10 protein-coding genes are annotated in these 12,220 nt (G+C 68.1%); 6 read left to right on the top strand and 4 right to left on the bottom strand.

Annotated elements, in window-relative coordinates; all coding sequences use genetic code 11:
• The 3 genes from PSH25_RS16935 to PSH25_RS16945 all read left to right on the top strand — a co-directional run.
• Window positions 1-1,407, top strand: a 1,407-nt coding sequence (locus PSH25_RS16935; protein ID WP_238659998.1) for a tetratricopeptide repeat protein, incomplete at its 5' end; no start/stop codon positions are given.
• Window positions 1,404-2,789, top strand: a complete 1,386-nt coding sequence (locus PSH25_RS16940; protein ID WP_238659999.1) for an esterase/lipase family protein — start codon at window positions 1,404-1,406, stop codon at window positions 2,787-2,789. The genes PSH25_RS16935 and PSH25_RS16940, both read left to right, overlap by 4 nt.
• A gap of 355 nt (window positions 2,790-3,144) precedes the next feature.
• Window positions 3,145-3,342, top strand: coding sequence for a hypothetical protein (locus tag PSH25_RS16945; protein ID WP_238660000.1), 198 nt, complete (start codon window positions 3,145-3,147; stop codon window positions 3,340-3,342).
• A gap of 127 nt (window positions 3,343-3,469) precedes the next feature.
• On the opposite strand, the gene PSH25_RS16950 is transcribed toward PSH25_RS16945, so the two are convergent.
• Window positions 3,470-4,069, bottom strand: a complete 600-nt coding sequence (locus PSH25_RS16950; protein ID WP_238660001.1) for a hypothetical protein — start codon at window positions 4,067-4,069, stop codon at window positions 3,470-3,472.
• A gap of 207 nt (window positions 4,070-4,276) precedes the next feature.
• On the bottom strand, window positions 4,277-5,455 hold the full coding sequence (locus tag PSH25_RS16955; RefSeq protein ID WP_238660002.1) for a cellulose binding domain-containing protein: 1,179 nt from the start codon (window positions 5,453-5,455) through the stop codon (window positions 4,277-4,279).
• A 207-nt stretch (window positions 5,456-5,662) separates the two neighbouring features.
• On the opposite strand from PSH25_RS16955, the gene PSH25_RS16960 reads away from it, so the two are divergent.
• Window positions 5,663-6,490, top strand: coding sequence for an SAM-dependent methyltransferase (locus PSH25_RS16960; RefSeq protein WP_238660003.1), 828 nt, complete (start codon window positions 5,663-5,665; stop codon window positions 6,488-6,490).
• Between the two features lie 92 nt (window positions 6,491-6,582).
• Here PSH25_RS16960 and PSH25_RS16965 read toward each other — a convergent pair whose 3' ends face one another.
• A complete protein-coding gene (locus PSH25_RS16965; RefSeq protein WP_238660004.1) occupies window positions 6,583-6,990 on the bottom strand; it encodes a nitroreductase family deazaflavin-dependent oxidoreductase in 408 nt (135 codons plus the stop codon).
• A gap of 173 nt (window positions 6,991-7,163) precedes the next feature.
• Between PSH25_RS16965 and PSH25_RS16970 the strand changes: the two genes are divergently transcribed.
• The gene (locus tag PSH25_RS16970; protein ID WP_238660005.1) at window positions 7,164-9,440 is read left to right on the top strand and encodes a glycoside hydrolase family 44 protein; all 2,277 of its coding nucleotides are present in this window, start codon (window positions 7,164-7,166) and stop codon (window positions 9,438-9,440) included.
• 485 nt (window positions 9,441-9,925) lie between these two features.
• Window positions 9,926-10,309, top strand: coding sequence for a hypothetical protein (locus tag PSH25_RS16975; RefSeq protein WP_238660006.1), 384 nt, complete (start codon window positions 9,926-9,928; stop codon window positions 10,307-10,309).
• A 377-nt stretch (window positions 10,310-10,686) separates the two neighbouring features.
• Here the strand turns inward: PSH25_RS16975 and PSH25_RS16980 are convergent, their stop codons facing one another.
• Window positions 10,687-11,901: a hypothetical protein gene (locus PSH25_RS16980; RefSeq protein ID WP_238660007.1), complete on the bottom strand. Its 1,215-nt coding sequence runs from the start codon at window positions 11,899-11,901 to the stop codon at window positions 10,687-10,689.
• Window positions 11,902-12,220 lie beyond the last annotated feature (319 nt).

The following is a 12,220-nucleotide window of genomic DNA, read 5'->3' on the forward strand; positions in this document are numbered from 1 at the left end:
GCCGTCACCGCCTACCGGGAACTGGCCGCCACCAACCCCGCATTCCTCCCCGAACTGGCCGGCGCGCTGAACAACCTCGGCACCCGCCACAGCGAGGTCGGGCGGCAGTCCGACGCGCTCGCTGCCACCGAAGAAGCCGTCACCCTGTACCGGGAACTGGCCGCCACCAACCCCGCCTTCGTCCCCAACCTCGCCGGCGCGCTGAACAACCTCGGCAACCGCTACAGCGAGGTCGGGCGGCAACTCGACGCGCTCGCTCCCATCGAAGAAGCTGTCACCGCCTACCGGCAACTGGCCGCCACCAACCCCGCCTTCCTCCCCGACCTCGCCTCCGCGCTGAACAACCTCGGCAACCGCTACAGCGAGGCGGGGCGGCCGGCAGAACAAGAGGCGATCTGGTCTGCTGTGCTGGCCGACGCGTCGCCGCCGGACATGGCATATCTCCTGTTGACCCGGACTGCTTCGGCCGACGCGGGGATTTCGGAGGCCGTCGACTGGCTTACGACCACGTTGCGCCAGGCACCAGCCGATCGGGCGATGCTCGGTGCTCTGCATGATCAGGCACGGCGCCACCGTCGCCCCGACCCTGACCGCTTCGATCGTGCCTGGACCGCCTCGGCAGGGGACCTCCCAACCTGGCTGACGCTTGATCCGGGTCTCCTCGCCACCGCTCAAGAATGGATCAACACAGCTTCGTACCAGGATGAACGCGACTTTCTCGCGGCCCATCCCGAACTGCTCGCTCCCGCTGCCGACGGTGCCGTCACCGATGCCCTCCTCACAGTCAACGACCATGCAGCACAGCGGTACGTCGCGCTGCGCAACCTCGCCCGTACCGACGGCGTCGCGGCAGCCTACGGTCCCCTACTGTTGAACTTTCTCGCCGTCGAGTTCGCCGCCGCCGATCCGGCCACGCAAGCCACCATGCTCACGGAACACGAGGAGCTGCTGACCGACGGCGCCCGCGATGCCCTCGCGGTGCTCGCGCGCCAGGACACCACCGGCGCCGCGGATCGCGCCGACGCGATCCTCGCTCTCGCCCAAGTCGGCGCCGCCGAGCCGGCCCTCGACGCGCTGATCTACCCGGAGAAGTTCACCGATCTCATGGCCTCGATCGCCGAAAGCCCCGACCCGGCCGCCCTCGATGCCACCGCGTTCCTGGCCCGGACCAGCGCGGAGACAGATGCGGCGGCAGCCGCCGCCGACTTCTACGCTGCCGTCGCGTCTACGCTCGCTGACGACCTGGACGAGGCGGCGGACATCCTGACCACAGCACGCCGGCTCGCTCCGGAGCAGACTGCGGCCTGGATCAACCGGCTGGCGAACATCGGCCGACGCCATCCTGCCGCGCTGAACCTCATCAGCGTCCTCACCACCGCAGACGAGCAGCCAGGAGCCCCGGGATGACCAACCCCACGGACTTCGTCGTCGTGCTACCCGGCATCCTCGGCAGCACCCTGCGATATCGCGGCAAGCTTGTCTGGGCGCCCTCAGCCGGCTCGGCACTCCGCGCGATCCGAACGTTCGGCCACAGCATCCGCGACCTACAACTGCCCGATGGCCTCGGTGACGAGCACCCCGGCGACGGCGTTGAACCGGTTGGCCTGATGCCTGACCTGCACGTGCTGCCCGGCATCTGGACCCCGATCAAGGGGTACGACCGGGTCCTGAACCGGCTGCGCTCCCTCGGCTATCGCGAATCCGTGAACCACCCCGACGCCCCGCCCGGCAACCTACTGCCCATTGCGTACGACTGGCGGCTGTCCAACCGGTACAACGGCCGACGCCTCGCTCGTCTGATCGAACCCGCCCTCGAAAGCTGGCGCGGTCAAGGCGGCTCCTACGCGGACGCCATGGTGACTCTCGTCTGCCACTCAATGGGCGGTCTCATCGCCCGCTGGTACATCGAGTGCTGCGGAGGCGCAGAAACAACTCACAAGCTCATCACCATCGGGACTCCGTACCGGGGATCTGCCAAAGCTCTCGGGCAACTCGTCAACGGCAGCCACAAAGGCATCGGGCGATTCGGCGTCAGCCTTACCGACCTCATCCGCAGCATGCCGTCGATGTACCAGTTGCTACCCGAATACGCCTGCCTCGAACACCCCGACGGCCTCGCCAAGACCACCGAGACCGCCCTACCAGAACTGACCACAGCCAAGATCGACGATGGGATGCGCTTCCACACCCAACTCGCCGAAGCCGAGATCGGCCGCTCAGCCAGCCTCAGCACCACCCACGCCATCATCGGCATCCACCAACCAACCGCCACCACCGCACGACTGAGCGGGTCGCGCATCGAACTCATGGACACATACCGCACCGACGAACTCCACGGTGACGCCACCGTCCCGATCGTCGCCGCCAGCAGACCCGACGTACCAATGAACAGCCCACTTTTACGACGCGTCCCCGACCAGCACGGCAACCTGCATCGAAACACCGCGGTCCTCGACGAAATCCACGGCATCCTCACCGCGAGCCCCATCGTCATCCGCGCACCGCGCACCACCGCGCTCCACGTCGGCACTCCCGACCTACTCTTCGCCGGCGAACCCCTTCCCATCCACGTCGCCACCACAGACGGCAACGCCCACCTCATCCGGATCACCGTGTCCGACGAGAACCACAAGGTGGTCGACGCGCGAGTTACCAGACCCACCGACGGCACAACGACGACCACCCTCATCGAAGACCTGCCACCGGGGGCCTACACCATCGATGTCGCCGGACTCACCCCCAGCTCACCAATCGCGCCGGTCAGCACCAACACTCTCATCTGGAGCTAGCCGGCTCTCTGTCGATTGCGGGCCGTCTCGCTACCGGCACCCGGTGGTCGTGAGGGTGCGGTACCCCGTTGGACAGGACCACCCAAGTGCTTGACCCTTCAAATTTCCACCGGTAGCCTTTTGGCATTCATCCATGGCTATCTATTTAAGTAGGTGAACCGTGCTGTTGAAATCCCTCGCCCTCGCCCTCGCCGCGTCCGTCGCCGGCGTGCTGGCCGCCGCCCCCGCCGCCTCGGCGGCAAGCTCCCAAGCATCAAACGAAGCCTGGCTACCCGGGAACTGTCCGCAGGGCACGTTCTGCATCTGGCCCAACTGGGATCACCCGGCAGAAGGTCCTACCGCGACTCCGTCTCTGGTGACCACTACCGAGTGGTCCGGCAACGTCCCGGCCTTCAACTTCTACAACCGCACCTCCCGCAACGCCGAGATCACCTGGTCCTACAACTACCTTGGGACGCAGCTTTCCGGCGCGATCTGCGCTCGCCCCGGCGGCGGGGACCTGTATGTGCCCATGTTCGTGACGAAGGTGAGTTGGCAGCCCCGCACCTGCTGACCCTCGCCCGCCGCCCGATCGTGGGGCCGATCGCCGTCCACGACGCCCGTTGGACCTCTGAAACGCTTCTCGCCGACCTCGACGTCCAGCCGAGTGTCCTTGACCAACCGCCCTCCCAGAACGTGGTTCAGCTTCCGCGATTCGGGTCGGTGAGAGCGTCCCAGTCCTCGGCGCTCATGGGGAACGGCCCCCAGTGCGGCAGATAGAAGGGCCGCCGTGGTGGGTCGGCCACCGTGAACGGCTTGAACGCCGGATCCGCGATCACCCGATAGACGAACTCGGCCGTCGACATGTCGAGCTGGTGCCACGGCTCGATGCCGTCCCACCACGCGACAGGCCACCGATCGGGCTCCACCGAGCGGTCCGCCAGCCAGTAGTACTCCCCCTCGGTCTGATCGCTGCCCCACTGGATCAGCCCAGATCCCCGGTCGGGCTCGTACAACTCGTAGGGGGCCCACAGCTGCGCGGACTCCTGCCCGGCTGCCCACTGCCGACAAGAAGCCCACGTCCCAAGCAATGGCTGCGCGTGGTCGTCGGTCGGCCGCAGAAGGTCCAGGTACGCGTAGAACGCCCCCGGCACGAACCGCCGGCACAGCTCTTTGAAGTCCGACGGCAGCACGACCCCCAGTTCGGCTTCCACCTGGTCCCAGCCGGCATCACCCTCAGGATCGTGGCGCCATCCGGTCACCTCGATGATCCGGTCGATCCACGTCTGCTGATCATTCACGGCCGGCAAAGTAACAGCACAGGCGGACATCTCCTGGCCAGGACTTCACCCGCCTGCTGACAGTTGCTGCACTTGGCCGCCGCACCCACGCAGAAGGGGCAGGGCCTCCAACGTACGCATGGGTTCACCCGCCCGGACCAGTCGAGGACGGCCATGTTGTCCCCACTGGTCTCCGGTGCCGCCCGGATGGGTGTTCACGGGACTTGTTCAGCCCACCGTGCAGGGAGCGCCGTTCAGCGAGAAGCCGGTCGGCGGCGCGTCGCTGGCGCTCCACCGCCCCTGGACGCCGAAGGTCGCAGAGCCGTTTGGCGCGAGGACGCGGTTCCAGTCGACGTTACGACCGGTCACGGCGGCCCCGGTCTGGCTGACCGTGGCGTTCCACCCCGAGGTGACCTGCTGGTCTCCCGGGAATTTGAAGGTGACGACCCAGCCGTCGATCGGTGCCGCCCCGGCGTTGTGGACCGTCGCTGTGGCCACGAAACCGCCCTGCCACTCGGACTGGTTCCGGTAGGTCACCCGGCAGGTCGACGGCGGCGGGGGCGTCGGAGTGGTCGTCGTCGTGGGCAGAGTGACCGTGTTGGACGCGATCGAGACGTTGCCCACCGCGTCCCGGGCCCGCACGTAGTACAGGTTCCGCAGCGGCGTCGATGACGGTAGCGGCGCCGTGTACGTCGTTCCCGGCACGGTGGCGATCAGTTGCGAGGTGAACCAGCCGTCGAACCGGTAGACGTTGTACCCGAGCACGCCGACGTTGTCCGTCGACGGCGACCAGGACAACGTGCCGGTCGAGGCGGTCACCTCGCCGACGGTCAGGTTCTGCGGCGTGCTCGGCGGGGTGGTGTCCGGGCCGGTGTCCGTCACCGGAGTGACCACGGTCAGCGCGTCCGACCAGTTCGAGCGTTGTCCGAGGCTGTCCCGGGCGATCAATCGGAACGAGTACTGCTGGCCCGGTCCAAGGGAGCGGGTGATCGTGGTGCTGGTGACGGCCCCGACACTGGCGCTGAAGACGATGTCGCCGAACTCCTGGTAGTACGTGATGTCGTAGCCGGTGATGGCGCAGCAGCCGGGCGTGGCGGCCGTCCAGGTAAGGGTGACCGACGAGCTGCGGACCTCGCTGGCGGTCAGGTTCGTGGGCGCGCTCGGCGGGACGGGCGCGGTGCTCGGCGTACTGGACGGCGTTTGTGGCGCGGTTCCGGTCGGGGCTGCGGTGACCACCGCGGCTGCACCGGGCGCCGGGGCGACCCCCGGATACGCCGCGGGCGTCGCGGTGTCGGCCGCCGGTGCCGCGCTCAGGGCGGTGCCGAGCACCGCCGTGGAGAGCAAGACGGCGGCCAGCAGACCCGGCCGCAGGCGGCGGAACAGCGAGGACGAGGGTACGCCTGTCATACGTCGACGATGCAGCAACAGATCGATGAACGCCAACGTGTCTCACGCCTCGGCCGGCGAGGAGAACTACTCCTGACGCCTGGGCCTCCGTCGGTGGGAGCGATACCAGTGGGGCAAAATTCAACGCTCCCGCTCGTTACACTCGCCGAAACGCCGGCACCGCCGCAGACCTCAGCCTGCGCCGACCCCCATCGATAGGAGACGCCTGTGACCCGCGACAAGGCGGCACCCCCCGGCATCGACCCCAACGTTCCCAGCGTGGCCCGGGTCTATGACTTCTTCCTGGGCGGCAAGGACAACTTCGAGGTCGACCGAAAGGTCGCCGAGCACGCCCTGCGGATCACCCCGGACGGGCCGGCAGCCGGCCAGGCCAACCGGGCCTTTCTGCGTCGAGTGATCCGCTTCCTCGTCAGCGAGGCGGGCATCGACCAGTTCCTCGACATCGGGTCGGGGCTGCCCACCCAGGGCAACGTGCACGAGGTCGCCACCGAGCAGAACCCGAAGGCTCAGGTGGTCTATGTGGACAACGACCCGATCGTCCTGTCGCACGGGCGGGCCCTGCTCGCCGCGGAGGGCACCGCGACGGTGATCCAGGCGGACATCCGCGAGCCGCAGGTGATCCTCAACCACCCGGACGTACGCCGATTCCTCGACTTCGACCGGCCGATCGGGTTGCTGCTCTTCGCCATCCTGCACCACCTCGGAGACGACGAGGACCCGCGAGCGGTCGCTGCCGCGTTGATCGACGCGCTGCCCTCCGGCAGCTACGTGGCGATCTCGCACTTCCGTGACCCCGGCGAGCGAGACCCAGAGGGCTCCCGCAAGGCCCGCGAGGTCGAGCGGGTCTTCAACGAGTCGCTGGGCACCGGCCGTTGGCGTACGGACGAGGAGATCCTCTCGTTCGCCGATGGGCTGGAACTGCTGGAGCCGGGGCTGGTGCCGCTTGCCGAGTGGCGCCCAGAGTCGGACGCACCGGCCACGGTCCAGACCGACACCTATCACACCTTCGTCGGGCTCCTCGCCCGCAAACCGTAGGCGCCGTCTTCCGGTGAGGTCCGTCGGCGGGGGCGCGCACCCCGCCGACGGATCCACGCGTCAGATCTGAACTGGGGTTGTACCGTCTCTGCCTACGGCGCAGGTTCCAGTACGACGACCGGGATCTGGCGGGAGGTCTTCCGCTCGTAGTCGGCGAAGCCTGGATACGCGGCCTTCTGCGCGCTCCAGATCCGTTCCCGCTCGTCCTCGGCGGCAACTCTGGCGACCAACTCGACCTTGTCCGTACCGATCTCCGCTTGGGCAATCGGGTGAGCGAGCAGGTTGTGGTACCAGTCGGGATTGGTGGGCGCACCGCCGTTGGACGCGAACACGGCATAGCCGCCGTCCACCTTCTGGTACATCATCGGGTTCACGCGAGGCTGGCCGCTCTTGGCACCGACCGTGTGCAACAGCAGCAGCGGGGCGCCAGCGAACTGACCGCCGACCTGCCCACCGTTGGCGCGAAATTCCGCGATGATCTTGTCGTTCCAGTCGCTCATGCCTTCTCCTCGCCTCCGCGCACCGGCTCCATCGACACATTCTGACAGTCCCATCGGTGCACAACACTGCGACCACGCGCCGCTCGGCCGTGAGCCCTTCCAGCGTTGACTGGGAGCCAGGAAAGCGCAACGCTGTGGAAGCGCTCCCATCGGCCAGCTCCTATCCGAAAGGAATGCTCGTGCGTCCCACCACAGCTCTACTCCCGGTCGTGCTCGCCACGGCCCTCGGTGGTCTGGCCCTGCCGGAGCCCGCCCTGGCCGTGGCCGGCCCGGCGCTGGCCGTGGACACCACCGCCGCCCGGCACCAGATCAGCCCGTACGTCTACGGCATGAACTTCGCCGACCAGGCCCTCGCCCGCGACCTACGGCTGCCGGTGCACCGCTACGGCGGCAACGCCACCACCCGCTACAACTTCCGTGCCGACACCACCAACCGCGCGGCGGACTGGTACTTCGAGAACATCCCCAACGACAACCCGAGTCCGGCCGACCTCCCGAAGGGCTCGGAAACCGACCGGTTCGTGCAGCAGAACAAGGCCATCGGCGCCGCCACGGTCATGACGTTGCCGATGCTCGGCTGGATCGCCAAGGACCGGTCGCGGGCGTGTGGCTTCAGCGTCGCCAAGTACGGTCCGCAGCAGTCCACCGACACCTGGGCACCGGACTGCGGCAACGGCATAAGGCCGGACGGGTCACCAGTCACCGGCAACGATCCGGAGGACACCAGCGTCGCCGTCGGTCCGGAGTACGCCACCGACTTCGTCAACCACCTCAAGGGGCAGTTCGGCGCCGCCGCCGACGGCGGGGTCCAGTTCTACAACCTGGACAACGAGCCGGACCTGTGGCACTCCACCCACCGCGACGTCCGCCCGACCGGGCTGGGCTACGACGAGCTACGCGACCGCACCTACGAGTACGCCGCCGCGATCAAGGCTGCCGACCCCGGCGCGAAGACGCTCGGTCCCGTCGGCTGGGGCCTGAACTCCATTCTCTATTCGGGCCTCGACCAGGACACCTGCTCGCGCACCGGCTGCTGGTCGAACCCGCCGGACAAGGCCGCGCACGGCGGGCAGGACCTGGGACCGTGGTATCTGGACCGGATGCGCGAGTACGAGCAGCAGCACGGCACACGCATCCTCGACTACTTCGACGTCCACCTCTACCCGCAGCAGGCCGGCGTGTTGGGCGAGGCGGCCGGCGACGCCAACACCCAGGCGCTGCGACTGCGCTCGACCCGCCAGCTCTGGGATCCGACCTATGTGGACGAGAGCTGGATCAACAGTCCGGTCCGGTACATCCCGCGCCTGCGCGAGCTGGTCGACCAGCACTACCCGGGCACGAAGATCGCGATGACCGAGTACAACTGGGGCGCCCACGGGTCGCTCAACGGCGCGCTCGCCCAGGCCGACGTGCTCGGCATCTTCGGCCGCGAAGGGCTCGACCTGGCCACCCTCTGGACCGCACCCGCGGCCGACCAGCCGGCGGCCAACGCCTTCCGCGTCTACCGCAACTACGATGGCAAGGGCGGCGCGTTCGGCGAGACCTCCGTCCGGGCGACCAGCGCCGACCAGGGCAGGCTGGCCGTGTACGCCGCCGAGCGGAGCGCCGACAAGGCGCTCACCCTGGTCGTGGTCAACAAGACCGGCGACGACCTGACCAGCCCGGTCGCCCTCACCGGCGCCTCCGCCAGCACCGCTCAGGTCTACCGTTACAGCGGCGCGGACCTCGCCGGCGTCGTCCGGGAGGCCGACCAGCCGGTGACCGCCGGCGGCTTCACGGCCACCTTCCCGGCCAACTCGATCACTCACCTGGTGCTGCCGCGCGGCACCACTCCCGGGGACACCCAGGCGCCGACCGCCCCGGGCAAGCCGACCGCCGGTACGATCACCGGCGACAGCGTCGCGCTGGCCTGGACGCCGTCCACCGACGACACCGCCGTCACCGGCTACGACGTGCACCGGGTCGACGCCACCGGCACCGTGAAGGTGGGCAACACCACCGGCACCACGTACACCGTGACCGGGCTGACGCCGGACACCCCGTACACCTTCGTGGTAACCGCCCGCGACGCGGCGGGCAACGTCTCGGCGGCCTCGCCCGGCCTGACCGTGCGGACCGCGCCCACCGCGCCGACCGTCGGCTGCACGGTCGGCTACACGGCGAACAGTTGGCCGGGCGGCTTCACCGCGACCGTCACGATCAAGAACACCGGCACCACCGCGATCGACGGCTGGAAACTCGCCTTCGACTTCCCCACCACCGGTCAGAAGGTCGGCCAGGGCTGGTCGGCCACCTGGAAACAGAACGGAACGAGCGTCACCGCAGACAGCATGAGTTGGAACGGCAAACTCGCCCCCGGCGCGTCCACCAGCACTGGCTTCAACGGCATGTGGAGCGGCACCAATCCGGCGCCAACCGCCTTCAACCTCAACGGTCAACGCTGCGGGTGATCTGATCCGCACCACACCGACGGAGCAGGCCGCGAGGGTCCGGGGCTCAGCGGCGCCCCGGACCCCTGGCTCTCGAGCGGCGGTCCAGGCCAGTCCCGCGACAGGACGGCTCAGAACCGGGCGTGGATCGCGGCAGCGAGACGGCCGGGCATCGACGTACAGCACAGCTGGCACTGTGACGATCAGTGACCCGTGACCGGGGACCCAGCAATGCTGGGAGCAGCGAGCTCGGACCACTTGGCCGAAACGCTTCCCGGCGTTGGCGTCTTCGTCGCCGAGTAAATCCCTTCGCAGAGCCAGCCGCCGCAGCCGCGACCTCACGGCTGCAAGTTCTGGGCGCATTGTTCGGGTCGCTCCGCACGTCCGTGGTCCCGGGTACTGGTCCGCGCTGTCTCACTGAGCCCCTCCCCGCCTGGCCCGGTTGCTGTCGACAGCAACCGGGCATGCGTTTCTGGATCGAGGAGAGGGCCGGTTAACCTCCGAGCGTGCGACATCTCAGCAGGTCGTTCCTCCTTGACGCGCTGAACCGCAATAAGGAGGCCGAGCAGTTCCTCGGACCCGTCGTGATTGCAGGCGTCGAAGGCATCCGCTGGGTGTCCATCTGGCCCTGGCAAGAGGGCTACAACGTGTCCATCCATGACGTGCAGGACTTGGACGACGAGAACCGCCGGGACCTGTCGGTGTTCCCGTCGCTGGACCCAGACGGCGAGGACGACCCGGGGCCTGGCCGCGTGATCGGTCACGTTGAAGACCCGGCCGAAGCGTTGGATTTAGCAGAGCGTGCGACCGGGGCGTCCCCGGATCGCTGGGTCAACCACGGGGTTGCCGGGGAGGACTACGCGGACTTCGTGCGAGCCAGGAACTCCTGACTCAGACGTTGAAGCGGAACTCAGAGCCGCGCCCCCGCTACCGGCGGCGACACCGTCCGGCACCTGCTCACCCGGGGTCTCGGGCTCTCACGGTTGTTCGCTGGTTGACGACGTTTCACGATGTCTTGTGCCCCCTGCGTGCCCCACAGGCCCTCCGCGCTACCACTTCCGCCGCCATCCGACGCGACCTCGATGCGCCACAGCCGGGACATCCCCTCGCTGGACGTACAGCACCTCGTCCTCAACCCACCAGACGTCGCCGGCACGAAGCAAGACTGGATCCTCCAACGTCGGGATCCACGCATGTCCGTGGGCGTCCGGCCCGATCGTCACTCAGTTAGTCACTCCGCCGTTGGTGGGGCGGCTACCCGTAGACCTTAAGCTCGGCACCAGGTCCGAAGTTGTTGCTCGCTGTCAGGCAGGTTGTAGCGGCTGAGCAGCCTGGGCCCGGCCGGCAAGACGCCGCTGCGCAACACCGTCGAGAGGGCTCTCTGCTGGGTTGGGGTGAGGTCGGCGAATCCCACACCGTCGGGTATCGGCCCGTCGGGGAAGGCGGCGTCCAACAGTGCGGTGAGCAGGGTGAAGGCATCTGCGGTGTGATCAGCCGAAGCGGCCCTTTCGGCCAGCACATCGATTCGATTACTGGCGACTTCCGGAGTCAGGTCTGCGATCGTCAGGGCCGCCATGCCGGCCATGTCACCTTCGAGGAAGGGCCAGTAGGGCACGGGTTCAGTGGCCCCGAAGAGACATGCATAGAGATCGCTGACCAAGGATCGGTCCGGATTCCTCAGGATCCGCGACAGGCCCAACACCGCCGACCAGCGCTCGGCACGGTTGACGCTGCCTCGCCGGTTAGAAAGCGCGTCGACCAACGCTTCGCCGCCGTTAGGGCACCCGAGGCCCGCCGCGACACAGGCAGCTGCTGCGACGACCGGATCCGGCTCCCGCCGGATCAGACCGGCCAACGCTGGGCCGGCCAAGCCCTCCTCCTCAGGAAACCAGGCAAGCAGGTAAGCGGCGTACAGCCGGACCGCAGCCTCGGAGGCTTCCAGCGCTGCCACGTAGACAGGCACCCCGGCCCGCACCGCGTCGTACGCCTCTATCGTCCACCGCTGCTCGTCACGGTCTGCCTCGACGTCGCCCCATTCGGCTCGCCGTTCCCGTGCACTGCGCTCCTCCTCATTCGGTGCCGCTGCGATCCAGTCTCGGTGCTCCGCTTCCAACTCCTCTCGGCTCAACGGCGCGCGGCGTTGCACCTCAGCCCTCATGTCTGACGGATCAGGACGATCGCTGAGCCATGAACTCTCATCGCCCACCGCGACCGCCGCCAACACCTGGCAGGCAGCAAAGCGGTCCGGCACCGCCGGATCAGCAACGATATCGATCAAGTGAGGGGCCACCGCAGCACTAGCCTCGAACCGGGAGCCTTGATGCACGAGCAGGTCGACGAGATCGCCGTACGCACCTTGGCGGACCTCCTGGCTGTCTGACTTGATAGAGCGGAGTAGGGCCGGGATTTCGATGGCAGGGCCGTACGCATGGCTCACCGACGACCAGTCAACCTCTTCAGCGGGTACCGAGCGCTGGGACATCCGACCACCTTAGGTGTGAGAAGCCGCTAGTGCTGACAGCCCTAGCCCAGGTCCATCTCGTCTGCCTTCGACCCGCCCTCCTGGGGTGCGGGCCGCCGCCCGGCCCGCCACGTCAAGCGGACCTTGACGTACGTTCGGGGTTGCAACCATCTCGGAGCCCAAGCGCCCCCGTCTGAGGCTCAGTAACCGCGACCTCGCGACCGCCGCCAGCTCGCCGACGCGGCCGGCGCGCGCTTTCCTACGCCGCGCGGGCTCGTGGCCGCGCGGCCCGGTCGGCTGCCGGCCCACTGCACCCACGGTCAACGGCCTGTCGTTCTGC

The organism is Micromonospora foliorum, assembly GCF_022229015.1.
Lineage (GTDB): Bacteria > Actinomycetota > Actinomycetes > Mycobacteriales > Micromonosporaceae > Micromonospora > Micromonospora foliorum.